Source organism: Paraburkholderia sp. BL9I2N2 (assembly GCF_004339745.1).
In the GTDB taxonomy this organism is placed as follows: Bacteria; Pseudomonadota; Gammaproteobacteria; order Burkholderiales; family Burkholderiaceae; genus Paraburkholderia.
Map to the genome: position 1 here is coordinate 1559517 of NZ_SMGP01000002.1, position 21376 is coordinate 1580892.

A 21376-nucleotide genomic window follows, 5' to 3' on the forward strand; every position below is an offset into this window, starting at 1 on the left:
AGCGCGCCGCCGGCCGCGGCACGCAGCGCGGCCGGTTAGCTTGCCAATGCCCCAGGTCGGCACGATGGGCTTTGCCCGCCGGCCGACTGGCCTGGCCGATCTCTGGCATGCTTGCGGGACCGCAGCCGATAAAACGGCGAGCCAACCACTGACGAAAAGGATTGGATAGAAATGACGACGCAAACCGAAACCGCCATCCTGGCCGGCGGCTGCTTCTGGGGCATGCAAGACCTGCTGCGGCGCTATCCCGGCGTGCTGTCCACGCGTGTGGGCTACACGGGCGGCGACGTGCCCAACGCCACTTACCGCAACCACGGCACGCACGCAGAGGCGCTCGAAATCGTGTTCGACCCGCGCCAGATCAGCTATCGCAAGATCCTGGAGTTTTTCTTCCAGATCCACGATCCGACGACGAAGAACCGCCAGGGCAACGACATCGGCATGAGCTACCGCTCGGCCATCTTCTATCTCGACGATGAGCAGAAGCGAGTGGCCGAGAACACCATCGCCGACGTCGAGGCATCGGATCTCTGGCCCGGCAAGGTCGTCACCGAGATCGTTCCCGCCGGCCCGTTCTGGGAAGCCGAGCCGGAACATCAGGACTATCTGGAGCGCATTCCCGACGGATACACGTGCCACTTCGTCCGCCCGAACTGGAAGCTGCCCGAGCGCGGCTGAAGGTTAAATCAAGCGCCAACGGTCGAGCAACGCCGTGGCGCAAAGAAGAAGCCCGCGAACATCGTTCGCGGGCTTCTTCGTTTTGAAAGGCGCTTGATGCGCGCACGGATCGCGTGATCCGCCGCTCATTCCCCGTTCTGAACCGCTTTGACGAGATTGTTGCGCAGCGTCACGATCGCCTTCTGCACTTTTGAGAACTCGTCCGGCGCGAGGCCGGTTGCCTCAACGAGGTCCATGTTCAGGCCTTTTTCGCGCAAACGCCGACCGCTTTTCGTCAAGCCGACCCGCACCTGACGCTCGTCTTCGGGGTCCCGCTGCCGTTCCACATAGCCCGCCGCCTCCAGCTTCTTCAGGATCGGCGTGAGCGTGTTGGACTCCAGGAACAGTTTCTCGCCCAGACTGCTGACGGTCTGGTTGTCCTCCTCCCACAGCGCAATGATGGTGATGTATTGCGTATAGGTGAGCCCAAGCTCTTCGAGAATCGGCTTGTATGCCTTGCCGAACGCCAGGTTCGCGGAATAGACCGCAAAGCACAGGAAGTCGGAGAGCTTCACATCCGCGGAAGCTGGTTGGTCGGTCGATTTCATCTGCGTCCTCGTTGGGTAGAGGCTAACGCCTCGCTAACGACATTATACATCGCATGCGATTTTATCGTAATCGCGTCAAATTTGCCGGGTTGGCGGACGAGCACTGACGATCGGCTTCACCGGCCCCGTCGGCACGAGTAAGCTACCAGCGCAGACAATCACGACCTCGAATCGGCCGCTGCGCCGAGGATTTGAAGGTCCGCACGAATTTCCCTGGGAGAGCGTCTTGAAGCGGATCGTGGTGATCGGCGCAGGCTTCGCCGGACTCTGGAGCGCGGTGGGCGCGGCGCGCAAACTCGACGAACTGCGCGTTCCCGCCGATCAGGTGGAGGTGGTCGTCATCAACGGCACGCCGTACCACAGTATTCGGGTGCGGAATTACGAACAGAATCTGGACGAGACGCGCGTGCCGCTAGCCGATGTGCTCGAGCCGATCGGCGTGCGGCTCGTCGAAGGCACGGTATCCGGCATCGATGTGGCGAACGGCGGCATCACGCTTCAGACCCAAGGACAGACGCAAACACTGGCTTACGACCGGCTCGTCATCGCGGCGGGCAGCCAACTCGTCCACCCCGATATTCCCGGTTTGACCGAGCACGCGTTCGACGTCGATACGTTCTCTGGCGCAACGAAACTCGCCGCGCATCTGCGCGGCTTGCCGTCGCTCGCGAGCGCGGCGAGTGCGGCGAGTGCGGCGAGTGCGACAAGTGCGTTTACGGCCGTGGTGGTCGGCGCCGGTTTGACCGGAATCGAACTGGCGGCCGAACTGCCGGCGCGGCTGCGCGGCATCGCGGGCGACGCGCATCGCGACGCCGTGCACGTCGTGCTGGCCGATCGCTCGGCGAAGATCGGCCAGGCCATGGGCGGCGCGCAGTCTGTCATCGAGCGCGCAATGGATGCCCTCGGCGTCGAGATGCTCGCCGGCGTGTCCTTGCAGTCAGTGGACGCCGACGGCGTCGAGCTCACGAATGGCCGGCGCATTGAAGCGGCCACGGTGATCTGGTGCGGCGGCATGCGCGCGAACGCGCTGACCGCGCAAATCCCCGTGACACTCGATCCGCTCGGACGCCTTCCAGTGGATGCGTTCATGCGCGTGGAAAACGTAGCGCATGTATTCGCTGCCGGCGATTGCGCGCGCGTGTTGATCGACGGCGCGCGGCCATCCGTCATGTCATGCCAGCACAGCCGGCCGATGGGACGCTATGCCGGTCACAACGTCGTCTGCGATCTGTTCGGCGGAGAGATGCTGCCGCTTCATATCGACTGGTACACGACCATTCTCGATCTCGGTCCCTGGGGCGCCGTGTACACGGAGGGTTGGGACCGGCATCTCGTGTCCGAAGGCGACGCCGCCAAGACGACGAAGCAAACCATCAACTGCGTACGCATCTACCCGCCGCGCACTCGCGTTCGGGACGACATTCTGCAAGCTGCCGCGCCCGTCGTGCAGACCCCGCCGCCAACAGCCGCGGCCCGATAAACACGCGGAGTTCACGAAACCACGCAAATCGATCCGGTTGTCAGAAATACGCGCCGCACACGCAACTGGATGTGATGCCGGGCCTCGTCGATCACGAAATCTTCGCCAACGAATGTGATCAGTACGGCCGGGACACGTGGCCGGAAATGTGTATCGATGCGCCCGGCGTGGATCGCACCGAACTGCACGAGTACATTGGAAATGCGGCGCTGAAGTTCTTCGACACCAATCTGAATGTGACGCGCAGCCCGCAAAACTAATCTAATCGCTCAACGTTCAAGCCGTGCCATTGGATTCGAGTTGCGCTTCGATGGCCGCCTTATCGATCACTGACCACACCTGCTCGATCTTTCCATTGCGGAATTGATAGAACACGTTCTCCGTGAAGGAAACGCGCTTTCCGTTGACGGCGAGGCCGAGGAACGTGCCCTTTGGCGTACAGACGAAGCCGAGCCGGCTGGCTATATAAGGCGGATCGGAAATCAACAACTGAATGTCGAAATGAAGGTCCGGAATTTCACGGAAGTCTCTCTCGAGCATCTCGCGATAGCCGGATAAGCCGATGCGCTGACCGTTGTAGTGCGCGTCGTCGTCGACGAACTGGCCGAGATTCGGCCAGTCCTGTTTGTTCAGGCAGGCAATGTAATTCCGGTAGAGGTTGGAGAGATCGGTCGTGTCCACGGCAATTGCTCCGTCCTTGTACGAGGTCCGTGCTGCGAGCCTAGCGCATCCAGCGGCACGACGTCAGGCCGCCGCACCAACTTGCGCGCGTTGCATACCAACCGCCTCCAGCACCGCCTGCGCGACCCGCTCGACGCTCGGCCAGTTTCGTGCGTGTTCGCCCGCGACATACTGCTCGGGCGACACGCTGCGATACGGCGGCGGATAACCCCAGATGGCGTCGTGCCGGTCGGGTTTGGTCACGCTCCCGCCGATCACCGCGACGGTAGGACGACGAAACGCCGCCGCGACGTGCATCAGCATCGACGAGTTCGTCAGCACGACGCCGGCCCCTTCGGTGAGGGCGAACATGATGCGCATCGGCACTTCGCCCGCCAGCGAGCGGACCGGCACGTCCGGCCCCGCCGCTGCGATCGCCTCGGCGGCGCGCAACTGATCCGCCTTGCTGCCGACGATCACGATATCGCACGCGTCGCCGGCTTTTTCCAGTGTCTGTGCGATCTGCGCGAGCGCGGCGCCGACCTGGCGTGCGTCCCACGCCTTGGTGGGAACACCGGCCCCGACGCCGACGATCAACCGCACGGTTCGGCGCCCCGGCACGCCGCCCGCATTCCAGATTTGCGCGGCTGTTGCACGCTCGACGTCGGTCAGGAACAGTTGCGGGCGCGCTTCCGGCAGCGCCGTCGCGCCGAGCAGTTCGCCCTGCGCGAGCGCCGCGCGTCCACATTGCCGGGCGGCGAATTCGATAAACGCCTGACATCCGCTCCAGCCGCCGCGATAACCGCGCACGCCGATGCGATAGCGCACGCCCGTGCGCATCATCAGCAGCGCGCCCATATAGCTGCCGAGCACGTCGATACCGACATCAAAGCCGCCGCGCGCGCGCAGTAAGGCAACCTGCGGGGACTTCGACAGAAAACGCAACACGTTGCCGTGTGAGCGGTCCTCGACCAGCTTGTTGTTCCAGGGCGCGTCGATCTCCACGATCTCGTCGACGAAGGGATTGTTCTCGAGTATCGGACGCCCCCAACTGCCCACGCCGGCGATCAGGCGCGTCGTCGGAAAGCGTTTGCGCAGCGCCTCGAAGAGCGGCGTGGTGGTGAGCAGTTCGCCGAAATCGTTCGGACGCAGCACCAGAATCTCGCGCGGCGTGTCACGATTCGGATCGAACCGTGGCGGGTAGAAACGGGCCATCAACCAGACCGGCGTTTCGATCAGCAGACTTTTCCAACCCATTGCTTCTCCAATGCGGCAGGTGGTGATCGCCGTCACCGTGCATCGGTTCGCGCGGCAGGCGGCCCGGACGCGCAGGGCGCAAGTGTGCCGCAGGCGCCGCCCGGATAGCGCTTTCGATTGTGCATGGTTGCCGCAGCGCGCTCTGTGGCCGGGCGTACAGAGCCGTGCGCTGCGCATGCGTGCGCCGCGTAAAATCCCCGCCGGTCGAATCTTGCCGCGTCGCCCGCGAATACCGCCGGGGACGCCGCCCGGTTCTGCGCCTCGCTCTCAGCAGGTCTCGACCGCGCGGCGATTTGCTGCACGGCCGGCGAACACCAGTATCAAGCCCGCCGCGGCCAGCACCGCGCCGGCAATCGGTACGGCCGTGTAGCCCAATCCCGCCGAAATCACCGCGCCGCCGGCAGCGGCGCCCAGCGCATTGCCGAGATTGAACGCGCCCACATTGACCGACGACGCCAGCCCCGGCGCGTCGGCCGCCGCGTGCATCACGCGAATCTGGACCGGCGGCACGATCGCGAACGTGGCCGCGCCCCACACGAGCATGCCGATCAACGCCCCCACGTGGCTGGTGAGAACGAACGGCAGCGCCACCATGATGACCGCCAGCGCGCCGAGAAACAGCTTGGTGCTGCCGTCGAGCGACCAGTCGGCGAGCCGACCGCCCAGCCCGTTGCCGATCGTGAAGCCGATGCCGATCAGCACCAGCGCAATCGTGACGAAACCGGCGGAGGCGCCCGTCATATTCTCGAGCACCGGCGCCACATAGGTGTAAAGCGTGAACATCGCGCCGGCGCCCATGACCGTGGTGGCCATCGCCATCAGCACGTCAGGACGGGCCAGCACGCGCAACTCGCGGCGAATGTCCGGCATCTTGCCTGCGTCGCCTCGAGGCAACGCGACGGCCAATGCGGCGATCGCCAGCACACCGAGTCCGGCGGTGCCGGCGAACGCCATGCGCCAGCCGATCTGCTGACCGATCCAGGTCGCCGCCGGCACGCCGCCGATGTTGGCGATCGTCAGGCCCATGAACATGGTGGCGACCGCGCTCGCGCGCTTCTCACGCGACACGAGATTCGCCGCGACCACCGAGCCGATGCCGAAGAACGCGCCGTGGTTCAGGCTCGTCACGAGGCGCGCGGCGAGCAGCGTCCAGTAGCCGGGAGCCATCGCCGAGAGCAGATTGCCGATGACGAAGATCGACATGAGCGCGATCAGCGCTTTCTTCGCGCGCAGCCTGCCGAAGGCGAGCGTCATCAACGGCGCGCCCAGCATGACGCCGAGCGCATAGGCGCTGATCAGCAGGCCCGCGGCCGGAATGGAAACGCCCACGCCGTTCGCGATCACCGGCAACAAACCCATTGGCGCGAATTCCGTGGTGCCGATGCCGAATGCGCCGACAGCCAGGGCCAGCAATGCCCAGGTTGATTTCATGCCTTTTCTCCGTCCAGATATCACAAGCGAAGAATTGTCGGCTAACGGCCGGCCGACAAACAGCCCTGCCGCAGCAATTGAATCTTGATCGCGAGGCACGAATGACGATTCATGCCGGAGTCCGGGCACGTCACGTGCTTCCTCATACCAACGTACGAAGCTGACTGTTGAACAGCCATCAAGGAGCCGAAAATGAAAGCAAAAACTCTGATTTGCGCGACCGCACTCGCCGCGATCTGCGCCTCACAAGGCGCCTACGCGCAGATTGCCGGACTGCAACCGCTCGGTGGCACGGTCGAGCAAACCAATGCGCTGCTGAAGGGCTGGAGCGTGCGGCGCGCCCTGGTCGACCAGCCGGTCTACAACGATCTGAACGACAAGATCGGCAGCATCTATGACGTGATCATTTCCCCGGACCGTAAGGCGACGTATGCGGTCGTGTCGGTGGGCGGCTTCCTCGGTATGGGCAAGCACTATGTGGCGATCCCGGTCGATCACTTCGAGATCCGCGACGGCAACCTGTTCCTCGCCGGCGCGACGAAGGATGCGCTGAAGTCGGTGCCTGAGTTCGAGTACAACAAGCTCGAAAAAGCCACCAAGCCGCACAAGGTCAAAGTGGAATGACCGGGGTGGCAAGCCGTGAGCGAGAGTGAGACGACTCACGCTCGCACCGGCCATGCGACGGGCCGCGTTCAGCGATTCGCGGCCGTGACGAGTTGCAGCGGTGTTTCGATCACGCTCGACAATTCACTCTGCTTCTTCTGTTCGGTGACCGCCTTCAACGCAACGTCGACGCCGAATACGGCCTGCCGCGCGGCGAACTGATTGATCGTGGCGAGCACGCGGCCATCGGCGATCAACGGCTTGATCGCATCGATATCGTTGTAGCCGGTGACGTAGACGCCGCCGGTTCTGCCCGCATCGCGGACCGCGTCGACCGCGCCCATCGCCATATTGTCGTTGCCGCACAGCAGTCCGCGGATCTGCGGATGTTCGCTGAGCATCTTCGATGCGGCGTCGCGGCCCTTCCCATACTCCCAATCGCCGGCCTGAACGGCGACGATATTGATGCCCGCCGCGTTCATCGCATCCCTGCAGCCGTCCGTGCGTTGCTGTGCATTGCGATCGGCTGAACTGCCTTCGATGATGCCCACCTGATCGCCCGCCTTGAGCCGCTGCGCCAGATAATTGCCCACCTGCTGCGCGCCCTTGCGATTGTTCGGACCGACGAACGGCACGGAAATGCCGGCCGCGTCCTGAAACGCCTCGTCGAGCGGATTGTCGATCGCGACCATGATGATGCCCGCCTTGATCGCACGCGCGACGACCGCCGTTAGCGCCTTCGAATCGGTCGGCGCGATCACGACCGCGTTCATCTTCGCCTTGATCATGTCCTCGACCATGCGGATCTGCCCGGCCGTGTCGCTTTCGGTGGCCGTGCCGCGCACCGTCAAATCGAATTGCGATGCGTAATGCTGCTGGTAGTTCTGCGCGGCGTTCGCCATCGCCACCGTGAACGGATCGCTCAGGGACTTCAGCACGAGCGCGATCTTGAGCTTGCTGCCCGGCGTGACCGCCGCATCCGCCGCGCCGCTGATGCCGGCCGCGGCCAGCGCGCCGGCAAACACCATGCGGCGGCGCATCCCCCAGGAGGACGTCCTTCGGGGCGTCTTCTGCATCATCGAATCTCTCCTTCTGGACAGGGCTGACGAATCGCTGCGCTGCACTCGGATGAAAGGCTGCCGTGGCTCTGCCTGCCGCTCATCAATCGCCCTTCAGCGCCAGTAAACGCGCTGCGATTTCGTCGAACAACGGCCGGCTGTCGATAGCCTCGCTCAGGCAATTGTCCTTCAACTCCACCAAGCGCGCCTGGATGTTCGTCTGCGCATGCGGCCAGACGCATCGTTCGAGCAACTCTTCGAGCAGACAACCATAGGCTCGAACTTCGAGGCGCTGAAGCGCGAGACCGATGTCGCGATCGTCCAAAGCATAGAAAGACGCGGCGCCGAAATCTCCCAACAGCGCGCGCCCCTGTCCACCGTACAGGATATTGTGAGCGTACAGATCGCCATGCATGATGCCCTGCTCATGCAGATGACACGCCGCCGATGCCATCCCGTACGCAATGCCCAACGCCGCAGCCAAATCGAAGCGTGTGTCGGCGCCGTAGATATCGCGCGTGCAGGAGTCGAGGCTCGGCGGACCGGCAAGGTTGGTGAATTGCGGATCGATCAGTTCCATCACGAGACCGTGCGTGCCTGCGGGATGATCCTTCACTTTCCCCGCCACCGGAATCAGATTCGCATGATCACCCGCGCGAATGCAGGCTGCCATTTCGCAGTCGGGCAAACCATCGCTGGTCACTGCGCCCTTGAACAGTTTCACCGCGACGTGGCGCAATGCGCCGTGCTGATCCGCCAGCTCCGCGCGATAGATGACACCGGAGGCGCCCTCGCCCAACACCGCCTCGAGTTTCAAGTCAGGCCACGCAATCGCGGCGGTCGGCGTGTCGATCAACGCCTCCGCTTCGAGCGCTTCGCTGAACGGATTGCCCGCATACGCCAGCCAGGACAGCCGCGGCAGCCGCAATAGCCAGGCAGGCAGTCCACTGAGCTGATTCGCCGCGAGACGCAGCAATTCGAGCTGCGAGCAGGCGGCCAATTCCTCGGGAAGCGTCCGCAGACGATTGCCCGCCAGCATCAACTTTTGCAATTGCGTGCAGCCGCCGATTTCGGCAGGCAACGCTTCGATCTCGTTGTCCGTGAGAATCAACCAGCGCAATTGCGGCGGCAGCGCATTGCCGGACACTCGCCGGATGCGGTTGGCCTTGAAGCCGACCATGCTCAATTGCGAGCACTGTCCCAGCACTTCCGGCAATTCGGTGAACGGGTTGTCGGAGCCGAAGAGAATACGCAGCTTGGTGAGCCGTGGCAGATCGTCGGGCAGCGACGTGAGCGCGTTGCCCGACAGGTCGAGAACTTCCAGTGTCTCGGCGAGGTCGAAAATCTCGCGCGGAAATTCAGTCAGGCCGCAGGCCAGTTTCAGCCGGCGCGTGCCCGCGAGTTGGCCAGCCCGCAATTGTTCAAGTGTCGTCGTCACAGTCGTGGAAGAGAGGTCCGGTTGCCGATGCGCTTCGTATCGAAGGTATCAATTCTACTGAGTCGCGGGCCTGGCGCGAAAAGGGTTGTACAGTGATGCATCGTCCCGTCCAGAACAACGAGCCGCCCGGCCGTCATCGGCCGCGAGGAATTGGACAGCAAGTTTCGGAGCGCAATCAGAGAGTACGAGACTCACACTGTCGGATATCGGCGCGCTTGGCGCGTGTATTCGCAGACTCGCCTTGCAGCAGCTGCGCCTCCAACCAGTCAGGAGCAAGCAAAGTGACATACGCCTACAAGTTGATGAACTCGCCCGTCGGCCAGTTGAAACTCGTTGCAAACGGCGACCACCTCGCCGCCATTCTGTGGGAGCACGACAAGCCGAACCGGGTGCGCCTCGGGGAGCTGGTCGAAGCGAACGACCGGCCTGTGCTGATCGAGACCGAACGGCAGTTGAACGAGTATTTCGCCGGCACGCGGCATGAATTCGACCTTCCGCTCACCTTCCAGGGAACGGACTTTCAGAAGCAGGTGTGGGCCGCGCTGTTGACCATACCGTTCGGCCAGACGCGCAGCTATTCGGAAATCGCGACGCAGATCGGCAACGTCAATGCCGTGCGGGCGGTCGGCGCGGCGAACGGCAGAAATCCGATTTCCATCGTGGCGCCGTGCCATCGGGTGATCGGCGCGTCCGGTGATTTGACCGGGTTTGCGGGCGGTTTGGCGAACAAGATGCTGCTGCTGTCGCTCGAAGCCGGACAGACTTCGATCGAAGCGGAAGCGGACGGGCAAGCGGATATGTTCGCGGCCGAAGAAAAGACCGAGACCGAGGGCAAGGCCCAGTTCAAATCCGAAGCTCAGACGAAACCCCCGCGCCATGCGCCGAGCCGCGGCACGCAAGCCTCGCTGTTTGGAAATTGACCGGATGCATGGTCCGCGATGGCAGTGGACTCACTGCGTCGCGTTGACCGCTTCGTAATAGATCACCTTGCCGGCCGCATAAAGCAACTATCCTTAAGAAGCCCTTTTTGGGCATCAACAGGAGGATGACATGCGCATGCTTCTCAACATACGAATCCCGCACGAACCGTTCAACACCATGGTGCGTGATGGCACCGTCGGACAAGTGATCGGGAAAATACTGGAAGAGATAAAACCGGAGGCCGTCTACTTCACCGAGCAGAGTGGAGCGCGCGGAGCAGTGGTCGTGGTGGATGTCGAAAGCGCATCGTCGATTCCCGCGCTCGCGGAGCCGTGGTTTCTGAAATTCAACGCCGACTGCGAAATGCGCATTGCGATGTTGCCGGAAGACCTGATGAAAGCCGGACTGGACAATCTCGGCGCGAAATGGAAATAGTGTTTGCCATCGGCGGTCCGCAACTGGCACCGCCAATGGCTGCGCAAACAAGCCTCTTCACGCTGCGCTCTGGTCAACCCAGCTCGAACGACGTCACGCCGAACACGCGTTCCATGGAAATAGCGGGCGGTTCCTCCGTGTACATCCGCGCGGTTTCAAACACGCTCGTCATGCCGTGCCGTTCGGCCAACGCAACGGCATCCACGTTGATCTCCGGCACATCGAAGAAAAACACCTCGCCGGCAATGCTCGACGTCAACGCAGCGAACAGACGACCGGCAATCTCGTCGTTATCGGCGAAGAGCGGGCCGATCTTGTAACCCGTCAAGCAACGCCGCAACACGCCGTAGCCCACCACGCGGCCGTCGCGCAGCGCGACTCGCGTCATCGCGCCAGGCTGCGCGAGCCATGCGGCGAGAAAGCGCTCGCGCGCTGCGGGAAAGCACTGCCGATCGTAGTCGCTCAACGATTCGAAGGGCAGCGCCGAAGCATTCAACACGTCTGCATAGTGCTCGCCCTGAGTGGTCTCTTGCGCGACGCCCTGAAAGCGAATGTTGCGATAGGCAAGCTGAAATCCAGACTTCTTATAGTTCGCCTGCTGGGCGACCACGCCGTCCAATCCGATATTGCGGTTGCGCAAATAGTCCATGCCGTGCTGCCAGACACGCATGCCGAAGCCTCGACCGCGAAACGCCTGTTTCACGATATAGAGCCCGATAAAGCCAAAGTCCTCGCCGTACGCGACAGCGGATAGACACGCCACCGGCTCGCCGCGCCATTCGCCGATGAAAAACCCGTCCGGGTCGGCCGCACGAAAACAGGCGGCATCGTGCAGACCAGGGTTCCATCCTTCCTGCGCGGCCCATTCGACCGCCAATGCGACGTCCTCGGCCGACATCGTGCGCACGACAAAATCGCCCGGCTCGCTCACGTTCGTCACGATCGTTTCGCCCATTGTTCCTCCAGAATCGCCGCGGCAGCCGTGGCCGCAACCTGACAGCCGAGAACGATATGCGCCTCGGCCGTATCCTCGATGAAATCGTGGCTCACGCCGCCGATGCTCGGCACGAACATCATGCAAGCCGGCATGCAGCGGGCGATGACCTGCGCGTCGTGCGCGGCGCCGCTCGGCATGCGGATCCATTGGCCGGGCGCCACCGCGTTGGCGGCGCGGGCGAGATGGTCCGCGAGCGCGGCGTCCATGGTCACCGGTTGCATCGGTTCGTCGATGGTCGTCAGTTCCACGTTCACCGAACCGCGCGCATTGAAGTCGCGCACCAGCTCGGCGAGCCGGACTTCCATCGCTTGCAAACGCGCGGCGTTCGCGTCGCGGAATTGCAGGTCCATGTCGGCCGCGCCCGGCACGACGCTCAGCGAGCCAGGGTCGAGGTCGATGCGGCCCACTGTCCAGACGGTATCGGCATCCGCGAGTTGCGCGAACGCTTCGTTCATCTGCGGGACAAAGGCGACCAGCGCCGCGCCCGCGTCGCGCCGGATCGCCATGGGCGTCGTGCCGGCATGGTTGCGCTGCCCCGTGAAGCGCAGCCGCAATTCGCGCAGCCCGACGATCGTGGTGACGACCCCGATGGACATGCCGGCCGCTTCCAGCCGGCCGCCCTGCTCGATATGCGGCTCGAGATAAGCGACCTGCCGGCCAGGCTCGAAGCGCGCACGCGGCCGCCCGGCCAGACCCGCGGTTGCGAGCACGTCTTCGAGACGCTGGCCTTGCCGGTTCGTGGCGTCGCGAATCGCCTCGTCGACGCTATCGCCCACAAAGCTGCGGCTGCCGAGCAGGCCGGAGAACGTGCCTTCTTCATCGATCCACGATGCCACGTCCAACGCGAGGTGACTCGTCGCGTCGTTCTCGGCCAACGCGCGCGCAATCTCCAGCCCGTAGATCACGCCCATCGCGCCGTCGAGCCAGCCGCCGGTCGGCTGCGTGTCGGTATGAGAGCCGATCACGAGGGCGGGGCCGCTTTTGCGCGAGCGTCCGAACACGGTCCCCACGCCGTCGATCACGGCCTCGAGTCCCGCCTCCGTCATGCGCCCGGCCAGCCATTCGCGCGACGCCAGATCCACCGGCGACAACGCCAGCCGGACAACACCTGGGCCCGTGGCGCCGAAACTGCGCAGCCGCTTGAGATCGGTCAGCAACCGGTCCGGATCGATCTTCACCACGTTCTCATCTCCTTCGATTATCGGTTCATGATGCCTTGTCACATCGACAGATTACACGGCCTAAGCCTTTCCTAAGGTTGGCTCGTTATCATCGCTCGACATCAGTGCGCCGGAGCGGCGCAGACGTCCATCGAGAAACACACCGTATGCAGACACTTGAAGCGTTCAACCAGGCGCTCTTTCTGATGATCAACGCCACGCCATCGACACCCGCGTGGCACATCGACCTCGCGCGTTCAATCGCCGATTACGTCATCTATCTCGTGCCGCTCTGCCTGATCGCCATGTGGCTCTTCGGCGACGAAGGTCAGCGCGAAACCGCCCTGCGCGCATGCTGCGTGACGTTCCTCGCGCTCGGCATCAATCAGCTCATCGGTCTGGCGTGGCCGCATCCGCGGCCGTTCGTGATGGGCATCGGCCATACGTTTCTCGAACACGCGCCGGACCCGTCGTTCCCCAGCGATCACGGGACGATCTTCGCGAGCATCGCACTGAGCTTGCTGCTCGGCGGCGTGCCGCGGTACGGCCTGCTCATTGTGCTTTCGGGGCTCGCGGTCGCCTGGGCGCGCATCTTTGTCGGCGTTCACTTTCCGCTCGACATGGCAGGCGCCGTCGTCGTGGCGGGCGTGGCCTTCCTGTTGGTGGCGCCGCTGTGGCGGCTCGCCGGCGCGAGCGTGACGCGCGGACCGGTCGCGCTGTATCGCAAGTTGCTGGCGTGGCCGATCGAACGCGGCTGGTTGTCGTTCTAGGCGATGTGTCGACACGCAAGCGCGAGTTCACGCCCACCGCGGCGAGCCGCCATCCCCTATCGGGTCAACGCCCGGAAATCGCTCGGCGACATGTCGTAAGCTCGACGAAACGCGCGAGTGAAATCCGACGCGCTATTGAAGCCGAGGCCATAAGCGATCTCGACGATCGCTTTGTTCCGGTATCGATGCAGATCTTCGGCGGCTTCGCGCAGCCTGCGGCTGCGGATGTAGGCGGCCAGCCCGCCTTCGGGCTCGAACAGGCGATAAAGCGTAGACCGGGACAGTCGCGACGCGGCGAGCACGCTGTCGGGCGTCAGATCCATCTGGTCGAGATTGGCATCGATATAACGGCGCGCCGCGGCAAACATGGCGGTGCGAGCAGCGGCGCGCGCATTGCCGCTTAAACCGGCCTGCTTCCCGAAGGCCGCCGCGATCAGCAATGCGCAGCTTTGGATGGCGTCGTATGCCGCCTGCCCGCTCATCGTGGGCAAGCTTCGGCTCAGGTCGGCGAGCTGTGCGGGAATCATGCGCGCAAGCGGCGAGTGATAGTCGATCACGCTGCCATGAATCGACTCCGCCTCCGGCAAAACGGATTCCACCAGCTCACGCGGCAGGAAAAACGCCTGCACGCGGCAGGCGCTGCGGTCCATGTGCATGGGCTGGTTCATATCGAGCGCGAGAATGCCCGGCGTGGACTGGGTGGCCTTGCGCTTCGGATGCGGTCCGGTGCCGGTTTCGATCGTGCCTTCCACGGCCACGTGGAATACGAACTGGCGCACCGAGTCCGTGGAAATGCGCGCGACGGATCGCGTCTGCGAGACCGGATCGGTACGGCAGTCCATGAATGCCAGATCGGCCACACGGTAGCTGTCGATCAGACCACTGAAGCCGTCCGCCAGTTGCCGGCGCGATATGGGTACATCGAGAAAATGGCCCAGACGGTCGCGCCACGCGGGCAACTGCGCGCGCGGCGCTTCGTGGTGCGTACTAAAGTGGCTATGAATGCAGTTCGCGGGAGCCGCATCTCTCGTCACGGACTCGGTCGTCAAGTTTTCCCCCGCCAGATTCGTTGTCTGCGCATGATAGCCGCACTTCGCGAACATCGCTCGGGGCGGAATTTCAGCTTTGCACCCGCTCAGAAGGTGTCGAAGAACGCCCGCGCCGCCACCAGGCAGAATGACGCGACCAGTTGGCCATGATAGGCCCGCAGCACCGCTGACGCCCCGCCGTCGGTCGCACCACCGGCCACGGCCTGACTCGCGACCTCCGCCTTCGCACTCGCGAACTCCCGCTTGATGGATGCATACGGATCGCCGGGCCCGACAACGGGAGAGTCTACATCCAGCACGGACGTGAGCCCCGCGGGCACTTTGGCGTTCTGCCAATACGCCTGCTCGATGCGCGCGTTGAAAAAGAACACCGTGGGATCCGACTCGCCGCCACACATCAAAACGGGCGTAACCGGCAGCCAGTTGCGCAAGTCGTTGCGCTTGAACGCCTGGCGCAAGGGATGCAGCGGATTCGCGGCCGGTTTCATCGCAAGCGTCGGGTTGGGAAACGCACCGTCGGGATTGGCGGCGGCGTCCTCCAGCAGCGTCAGGCGATAAGCGTTGCGCACGAGGTTGGGATTGCCGAATCCCGCGGCAAACAGCGGTGTCAAGGCGGGCGGCGTCAAAGGCGTCGAAGCAGGCGGCGTCATCGAGGCGAACTGCGGCGCGGGCGGCAACTTGCTGAAGAGATGCGCGGACGGCAGTTTGCCCGTGGTGAATAGCGTATTGAGCGGCTGCAGGCTCGGCAGCAGCGTTTCGATACCCGGCGCGTAGGCCGCGTCGTAGAAGTCGCCGGGGCGGCGGTAGATATTCTCGTAGGCATGCTGATAACCCGTCACGATCAGCGTCGAGAACAGCGTCGAGCCCAGGTTGACCTCGCCTTCGATGAGTGCGTCGGCGGTAGCGGCGAGTGCGTATGGCCCCGAACCCGGTGCGGACGCTGTCACCTTGACGCCAGCCGCCTGCAGCGCGCGATGCGTCGCCATTGCAACGAAGCCGCCTTGCGAATAGCCGGTGACGAACAGCTTGCCGTTTTCGCGCGGCCTGCTGTCCGGCGCTATTCCGGCTAGCGCCGCGCGCGCGGCTCGCAACGAGTCGATCATATCGGCGGATTGCTGGTCGGCATTGAGATACGGGTGGTACGGGAGGTCGGAGCCGGCGTAGCCCGCGTAGTTGGTCGCCACCACGATATAGCCTTGCGCCGCATACATGGCCGCCACGCTGATGCCTTCCCCGGCGCCGTCGCCGTTGCCCGGGTCCGTTTGCGTGATATCGGCGAGGTTGTAGTTGCGATACGCGGTGGTGCCGTGTGCATAGAGCATCAGCGGAAGCGCTCGGCTGCATGCCGCCGAACGCCCCGAAGGGATCATCAACGCACCGCTCGCGTTGGTGGGCTCGCCCGCGCCGCCGATGGTCCCGTAGCGAAAGCTCACGATCTCGATGCCGCACGCGGGCGCGCCGGCAATCTGCACGAGCCGCCGGCCGCCCGCGCTCGACGCCAGCAATTTTGAAAACGCCGCGGCGCTCAGCGTGAGCGTGACGCGGTGATCGAGAAGCTGGCCGCGCGCATGGCACCCTTCGTCGCATCCGGAGTCGGCTTGCGCAGCGGCACTGGCGCCCAACGTGAAACATGTCAGCAGCCCGAGGGCCGCGCTTCGCATTGCTACAGACATGTGAGGCTCCGTCTTGTTGGTATGACGACGAGTGGGCGGCCTTGCAGAGTGACAGGAGTATAGGTAAACGGGTCGGCGCGCCGCCAGCCTGACCGCTCTGGAAATGCGGTGGCGCCAGGTGTGGTTGAAACCGATACGTCGAACTTCACGAAGACCGACGCGGGACGCGCGGTGACGCTGGGGCTGCAGGAATTGAAACGCGTGGCGCAAGCGGATGACATCGGCGGCGCGGTGGCCTTTCTCACCTCGGATGCCGCTCGCCGGATTGCCGGCGAAACGTTGCATGTCGACGGCGGGTCGAAACTCTCAATCCGTAAAAGCGATCCTGTTTGCGATCTCGCCGGGAAGTCTTTCTGGAATGCCGCCCATGCATGGCGGCACGCCCGCGGACTTCACCGGCGCGACCCCGACGCGCTCCGCCCCGTTAGCCGGACGTAGCGCGTCTCAAGCGGCGAGCGAGCCGCTTACTTCCACAAGGTGCGGCCGAAAAACGTCAGCGTGCGATCCCAAGCCAATTGCGACCACACCGGATCGAACTGCGTCCTGGCGATACGGCCCGGACCGACCGCCGTTTCGTTCGCGAACGCGTGGTGTGCGAGATAGCGGTGAAACTCGACGTCGACATTCGCGTCTTTCAGTTTCCTCTCCAGCGCGTCGACCGTTTCGGACACGAAGAACTCGTCTTGCGTCGCCCAGTGACCGATCAGCGGCGCCTTGATTTTCGAAGCGTCGATATATTCCAGCGGCGGGAAGCCGTACCAGACCACGCCGGCCGACACTTCCGGGATATTACACAGCGCGAGCAAGGTCAGCGCGCCGCCCATGCAAAAGCCTGTCACGCCGACATTCGTCGCGTGCTGCTTCAGATATTGGACAGCGCCGCGCACATCCTGAGTAGCGGCGTCGCCGAAATTGAGCCCGTCGAGCAGATGGTGGGCTTCTTCCTCTTCCACCGTCGTTTTGCCTCGAAAGAGATCGGGCACCAGCGCCAGATAGCCGGCCTGCGCGAGCCGGTCCGCCACGCCGCGAATCTGGTCGTTGACGCCCCACCACTCCTGAATCACGACGATGGCGGGCGCGCCCTCCAGCTTCTGCGGCTTGGCCAGATAGCCCTGGATCTGCTGGCCGTCGGGCCGGTTAAAGGTGATCATCGAACCTGCTGCCTGTTTCATCAGTTGCTCCTCGAAGTAGACGAAAGCGCTAGCATAGTCCTAGCATGGCAGGTTCTGCTCGCCCGCTGCCGCGTCCGGCCGGCGATGCGAACAGCGCGCCGTGCAGCGAAGGAATGTGCCGCTTGGCGCCAAGCTTGACCTGGTCGAGTTGCAACGTCATGAAAGGCCGCTCCGCCTCGTCAATGGAATCCACGGCCATCAAAAAGGCCGAGCGGCAAGTTGCGCCTCAGGTCTGGAAATAGCGCGGCCGGTCGAGGTCGGCGATCAAGCCCGGCTGCTTCGGTTCCCAGTCAAGCAGCTTGCGCGTCTGCTCGCTCGAAGTCGCGGCATCCATTCCGGCAAACAGCGCGAACCAGCCGAAATGGTGGGCCGCCTCATCAACCGATTGCGCGACGACCGGCACGTTCAGGCGTCGGCCGATCACACCGGCGATCTCGTTGAACGGCACACCTTCTTCGGCAATGGCGTGATACCGGCTGCCGGCGACGCCGCGTTCGAGCGCGAGCCGGTAGACGCGCGCGGCGTCGAGCCGGTGCACGGCGGGCCAGCGGTTGAGGCCCTCGCCGACGGTCGCCGAGACGCCCTTTTCGCGCGCGAGACCGATGAGATGCGGAACGAAAGCATGATCGCCATCGCCATGCACCGACGGCGGCAGACGAACCACCGACGCACGCACGCCGCGCTCCACCAGCGACGCAGCCGTCGCCTCCGACACGCGAGGATAGGCGTCGGAGCGTGGAACCGGCGCGTCGTCCTCGGTCGCGAGGCGGCCCGACGCCAGCAGCGCGACCCCGGACGTGACGAGGAGCGGCCGCTCCGAGCCGACGAGCACGGAGCCGAGCGCTTCGATGACGCGCCGGTCCAGCTCGCAGTTCTCCGCGAATCGGGAGAAGTCGTGATTGAACGCCGTATGAATGACACCGTCCGCAGCGGCCGCTCCGGCTTTGAGGCTGTCGAGATCCTCGAGCGAACCGCGCAGGACCTCCGCTCCGGTCCTGGCCAGAGACTCGGCCGCGGCGTCCGAGCGTACCAGGCCGAGCACGGAATGTCCGGCGGCAATGAGTTCGGCAACGACGGCGGAGCCGACGAATCCCGTCGCTCCGGTAACAAAGACGCGCATCGTAAGACCCTCCAGTTGAAAACGAAGGTCGACTATCGGCGGGTTTCCTTCCGAGGTGAAGTAGTGACGTTTTAGGGGTATACGGACTAACAGGCTGCGCCGTTCAGGCGCCAGGCAAGCATCTTGCTGAGCTTACCGAAGATGGGTCGTGCATCTTCACTGCCGGGAGCGCGGGATGCGTCAGTTAAACCGCTTTGTCTTATTCATGCTGCTGCCGCTCGCCGCGTGCGCGGCGGGGCCGTCGAGCCCCACCGATACCGGCTTTGGGCCGTCACCCGTATTGCCCGCGCCAGAATCGTCGCTGGTTACCACGGTCAATATCGCGCCCGTCCGGCCGAGAACCGCCGACTTTCTCCCAACCGCTCCCAACGGCTTTGTCGTGACGGAATTCGCTCGCGGGCTGACTCACCCTCGCTGGCTCTACCCGTTGCCGAACGGCGACGTGCTCGTGGCGGAAAGCAACGCGCCGCAGCGACACGACGAAGGCAGCGGCGTATTCGGCTGGATTAGAAAGCAGGTCATGAAACGCGCGGGAGCGGGCACACCGAGCCCCGACCGTATCGTGCTATTGCGCGATACCAACGGCAGCGGCGTCGCCGATCAACAGACGGTGTTCCTCCGTGGCCTGCACTCGCCGTTCGGGATGGCGCTGATCGGCAACCAGCTCTATGTCGCCGACACGGACGCCATTCTGCGCTTCGACTACACGCCCGGCGCGACCCGGATCGACACGCCCGGCGTGAAGGTGGCTGATTTGCCGGCTGGCCCAATCAATCATCACTGGACCAAAAACATCCTGGCCGACCGTTCGGGCAAGCATCTCTACGTGACGGTGGGATCGAACAGCAACGCGGGCGAAAACGGCGCCGAGGCCGAAGCGGACCGCGCACGGATTCTCGAATTCGACGTGGCGTCCGGCCAGATGCGGCCCTTCGCGACCGGCTTGCGCAACCCCAACGGACTGTCCTGGCAGCCGGAGAGCGGCGCGCTGTGGACTGCCGTCAACGAACGGGACGACCTGGGCAACAACCTCGTGCCGGATTACATGACTGCCGTGAAAGACGGTGCGTTTTACGGGTTTCCTTACAGCTATTACGGCCAGCATGTCGACACGCGCGTCAAGCGTCAGCGCCCCGACCTGGTCGCCACGGCAATCGCACCGGACTATGCGCTCGGCAACCATACGGCATCGCTCGGGCTGGTTTTTTACGACCGGACGCTATTCCCGGCGCACTACCGCAGCGGTGCCTTTGTCGGTCAGCATGGGTCATGGAATCGCAAGCCGTACAGCGGCTACAAAGTGGTGTTCATCCCATTCGTCAAAGGCCAACCCGCGGGCGTCCCGGAAGATTTCCTGAGCGGCTTTCTGACCGCCGACGGTCACGCCGTGGGCCGGCCAGTCGGTGTCGCGCTGGATAAGCGCGGGGCACTGCTGGTGGCGGACGACGTCGGCAATACGGTCTGGCGCGTGGCCCCGCGCACCGATACCGGCGCGGCAGTTGGCACGCCGCCCGCTCAATGACAGCGGATCCGCCTGCCACTTGCGTGGCATAACAACGGACGATCCACTTCAGTCTGCTCACGCAGATCAGAAGCGCTCCAACACGCCAAGCTGCACACCCTTGACCGGCGCGCCGGGATACGCGACCGGCAGCCCGATCACGTTGACGCCACGCAGCGTGAAGCTCGCATCGTCGTGATTCGCCAGATAGGCCGCGCTGAAATAGAACAGCAAAGTACGCGACACGTTGTATTCGAACGCCATGCTGAACTGGTCGGCGCTCGCGCCCGCGCCGGTATAGTCGCGCACGTGCGCATAGCCCAGCGACGCGCGCGCATTCGAAGAAAAGCTGTATTGCGCTGAGAGCGATCCGCCCGCGCCGTGATAAAGCGGCGTGCCGCCATCGCCGTTGAAGAACGCGAGCCACACCCGCACTTTATCGATCGCGTAGGTCGCGCCGCCGAGATTCGCCCGCAGCGCGCCCGCGCCGTGCGTCTGCTGACGCGCGTACAACAGCCTGAGGTTGTCGAGCTGGTAGGTGGCGGTGACGTAGTATCCGTCGATACCGTTGCCGTCGTTCTCCGACGGATCGCGCGTGGCCATCATGACCGTCGCGCTGAATCCGCCGACGACCGGCGACAGATACTCGATCGCGTTGCTCGCGTAGGGTGTGATCTTCGACAGGTTGTTCAGCCCGGACGCGATCGTGCCCGCGCCGAACGCATCGAGGTCGCCCTTGAACGGGATATAGATGGGCGAATATTGCCGGCCGAAGCGCACCTCGCCCAAGGCGTTCCGCGCGCCGATCCACGCCTGGCGGTTGAATAGAACACCGGGAGTCTGAAGCGTGCCGTCGACCGAGCTAAAGCCGTTTTCCAGCGTGAAGAGCAGGTCGGTGCCGTTGCCGAGCGGCTCGCTGCCCCGCAAGCCGACCCGCGAACCGCGATAGGCCCCCGAGTCCAGACGTGGGGTCCAGCCGGACCCTGGGTCGGTTACTTCGAGGCTCGTGTCCAGCACGCCATACAGCGTAACGGTGCCCCCGCCGCCATCCGAGGCCGCCGCGCTCTGCAAGCAAAATAGCAGCCCCGCGCCGCCCATGCCCGCGCGCCAGCCCACGCGACGGCTCCAGGCGGCGATCTGCGCGACCGGATCCCACTTTCGTCGCGGCTTGTCGAGTGAAGTTTTCGCGGCGCCGACCAGATGCAGTCCTCCATAGGCACGTCGAACGTGTGTTCCGGGAACGAACTTCTGCCATGTTGAGACAGGACGTTCGCCGCCGAATCACGAGTGGGATGTGAGCAGGCATTGAACGGTCCAGCAGCGAACATAACAGACCTGAGCCGGTTTGCAATTTTCAGCGCCCTTAATTCGGAGCGTTCAGGTGCG

At 64.0% G+C, this 21376-nt stretch carries 22 protein-coding genes and 1 pseudogene; 9 read left to right on the plus strand and 14 right to left on the minus strand.

Annotated features, from left to right (window positions below):
* Positions 1-171: 171 nt before the first annotated feature.
* Positions 172-678: a peptide-methionine (S)-S-oxide reductase MsrA gene (gene msrA / locus B0G74_RS28960; protein WP_132378672.1), complete on the plus strand. Its 507-nt coding sequence runs from the start codon at positions 172-174 to the stop codon at positions 676-678.
* Between the two features lie 125 nt (positions 679-803).
* Here msrA and B0G74_RS28965 read toward each other — a convergent pair whose 3' ends face one another.
* Positions 804-1265, minus strand: coding sequence for a MarR family transcriptional regulator (locus B0G74_RS28965; RefSeq protein ID WP_121309326.1), 462 nt, complete (start codon positions 1263-1265; stop codon positions 804-806).
* A 226-nt stretch (positions 1266-1491) separates the two neighbouring features.
* On the opposite strand from B0G74_RS28965, the gene B0G74_RS28970 reads away from it, so the two are divergent.
* Positions 1492-2745 carry an FAD-dependent oxidoreductase gene (locus B0G74_RS28970; protein ID WP_132378674.1) on the plus strand — a complete coding sequence of 418 codons (1254 nt, stop codon included), beginning with the start codon at positions 1492-1494 and terminating at the stop codon, positions 2743-2745.
* A 74-nt stretch (positions 2746-2819) separates the two neighbouring features.
* The gene (locus B0G74_RS28975; protein ID WP_207915714.1) at positions 2820-3005 is read left to right on the plus strand and encodes a hypothetical protein; all 186 of its coding nucleotides are present in this window, start codon (positions 2820-2822) and stop codon (positions 3003-3005) included.
* A gap of 16 nt (positions 3006-3021) precedes the next feature.
* On the opposite strand, the gene B0G74_RS28980 is transcribed toward B0G74_RS28975, so the two are convergent.
* The 3 genes from B0G74_RS28980 to B0G74_RS28990 form a co-directional block, all read right to left on the minus strand.
* On the minus strand, positions 3022-3426 hold the full coding sequence (locus B0G74_RS28980; RefSeq protein WP_132378676.1) for an ester cyclase: 405 nt from the start codon (positions 3424-3426) through the stop codon (positions 3022-3024).
* A 63-nt stretch (positions 3427-3489) separates the two neighbouring features.
* Entirely contained in the window at positions 3490-4662 is a 1173-nt protein-coding gene (locus B0G74_RS28985) for a glycosyltransferase family 9 protein (protein WP_132378678.1), read from the minus strand.
* 267 nt (positions 4663-4929) lie between these two features.
* Entirely contained in the window at positions 4930-6093 is a 1164-nt protein-coding gene (locus B0G74_RS28990; protein WP_132378680.1) for an MFS transporter, read from the minus strand.
* 192 nt (positions 6094-6285) lie between these two features.
* Between B0G74_RS28990 and B0G74_RS28995 the strand changes: the two genes are divergently transcribed.
* Complete coding sequence (locus B0G74_RS28995; protein ID WP_132378682.1) at positions 6286-6717, plus strand: PRC-barrel domain-containing protein; 432 nt, start codon at positions 6286-6288, stop codon at positions 6715-6717.
* 68 nt (positions 6718-6785) lie between these two features.
* On the opposite strand, the gene B0G74_RS29000 is transcribed toward B0G74_RS28995, so the two are convergent.
* Positions 6786-7775, minus strand: a complete 990-nt coding sequence (locus tag B0G74_RS29000) for a substrate-binding domain-containing protein (RefSeq protein ID WP_132378684.1) — start codon at positions 7773-7775, stop codon at positions 6786-6788.
* An 82-nt stretch (positions 7776-7857) separates the two neighbouring features.
* Positions 7858-9192, minus strand: a complete 1335-nt coding sequence (locus tag B0G74_RS29005) for a leucine-rich repeat-containing protein kinase family protein (RefSeq protein WP_132378686.1) — start codon at positions 9190-9192, stop codon at positions 7858-7860.
* Positions 9193-9473: 281 nt separating this feature from the next.
* Here B0G74_RS29005 and B0G74_RS29010 point away from each other — a divergent pair, with 281 nt between their 5' ends.
* A complete protein-coding gene (locus tag B0G74_RS29010; RefSeq protein WP_132378688.1) occupies positions 9474-10112 on the plus strand; it encodes a methylated-DNA--[protein]-cysteine S-methyltransferase in 639 nt (212 codons plus the stop codon).
* Positions 10113-10242: 130 nt separating this feature from the next.
* Positions 10243-10548 (plus strand): panthothenate synthetase, encoded by a 306-nt coding sequence (locus tag B0G74_RS29015; protein WP_132378690.1) that lies wholly within the window; start codon positions 10243-10245, stop codon positions 10546-10548.
* Between the two features lie 73 nt (positions 10549-10621).
* Here the strand turns inward: B0G74_RS29015 and B0G74_RS29020 are convergent, their stop codons facing one another.
* Both B0G74_RS29020 and B0G74_RS29025 read right to left on the minus strand, forming a co-directional pair.
* Positions 10622-11503 (minus strand): GNAT family N-acetyltransferase, encoded by an 882-nt coding sequence (locus B0G74_RS29020; RefSeq protein ID WP_207915715.1) that lies wholly within the window; start codon positions 11501-11503, stop codon positions 10622-10624.
* A complete protein-coding gene (locus B0G74_RS29025; protein ID WP_132378692.1) occupies positions 11485-12726 on the minus strand; it encodes a Zn-dependent hydrolase in 1242 nt (413 codons plus the stop codon). The genes B0G74_RS29020 and B0G74_RS29025 overlap by 19 nt, the downstream gene beginning before the upstream one ends.
* A gap of 146 nt (positions 12727-12872) precedes the next feature.
* Here B0G74_RS29025 and B0G74_RS29030 point away from each other — a divergent pair, with 146 nt between their 5' ends.
* Positions 12873-13475 carry a phosphatase PAP2 family protein gene (locus B0G74_RS29030; RefSeq protein WP_132378694.1) on the plus strand — a complete coding sequence of 201 codons (603 nt, stop codon included), beginning with the start codon at positions 12873-12875 and terminating at the stop codon, positions 13473-13475.
* Between the two features lie 56 nt (positions 13476-13531).
* On the opposite strand, the gene B0G74_RS29035 is transcribed toward B0G74_RS29030, so the two are convergent.
* Positions 13532-14524, minus strand: a complete 993-nt coding sequence (locus B0G74_RS29035; RefSeq protein ID WP_243658340.1) for a helix-turn-helix domain-containing protein — start codon at positions 14522-14524, stop codon at positions 13532-13534.
* Between the two features lie 86 nt (positions 14525-14610).
* The gene (locus B0G74_RS29040; protein WP_132378698.1) at positions 14611-16197 is read right to left on the minus strand and encodes an alpha/beta hydrolase; all 1587 of its coding nucleotides are present in this window, start codon (positions 16195-16197) and stop codon (positions 14611-14613) included.
* Positions 16198-16299: 102 nt separating this feature from the next.
* Here B0G74_RS29040 and B0G74_RS46815 point away from each other — a divergent pair.
* Positions 16300-16503: pseudogene (locus B0G74_RS46815) on the plus strand (SDR family oxidoreductase); the annotation flags it as partial.
* A gap of 158 nt (positions 16504-16661) precedes the next feature.
* On the opposite strand, the gene B0G74_RS29050 reads toward B0G74_RS46815, so the two are convergent.
* The 3 genes from B0G74_RS29050 to B0G74_RS29055 form a co-directional block, all read right to left on the minus strand.
* Entirely contained in the window at positions 16662-17369 is a 708-nt protein-coding gene (locus B0G74_RS29050) for a dienelactone hydrolase family protein (protein WP_132378700.1), read from the minus strand.
* A 28-nt stretch (positions 17370-17397) separates the two neighbouring features.
* Positions 17398-17529: a hypothetical protein gene (locus B0G74_RS47520; protein WP_279388623.1), complete on the minus strand. Its 132-nt coding sequence runs from the start codon at positions 17527-17529 to the stop codon at positions 17398-17400.
* Between the two features lie 66 nt (positions 17530-17595).
* A complete protein-coding gene (locus tag B0G74_RS29055) occupies positions 17596-18489 on the minus strand; it encodes an SDR family oxidoreductase (protein WP_132378702.1) in 894 nt (297 codons plus the stop codon).
* 175 nt (positions 18490-18664) lie between these two features.
* On the opposite strand from B0G74_RS29055, the gene B0G74_RS29060 reads away from it, so the two are divergent.
* On the plus strand, positions 18665-20011 hold the full coding sequence (locus tag B0G74_RS29060) for a sorbosone dehydrogenase family protein (protein WP_132378704.1): 1347 nt from the start codon (positions 18665-18667) through the stop codon (positions 20009-20011).
* A 66-nt stretch (positions 20012-20077) separates the two neighbouring features.
* Here the strand turns inward: B0G74_RS29060 and B0G74_RS29065 are convergent, their stop codons facing one another.
* A complete protein-coding gene (locus B0G74_RS29065) occupies positions 20078-21088 on the minus strand; it encodes a porin (protein ID WP_132379472.1) in 1011 nt (336 codons plus the stop codon).
* Between the last annotated feature and the right edge of the window lie 288 nt (positions 21089-21376).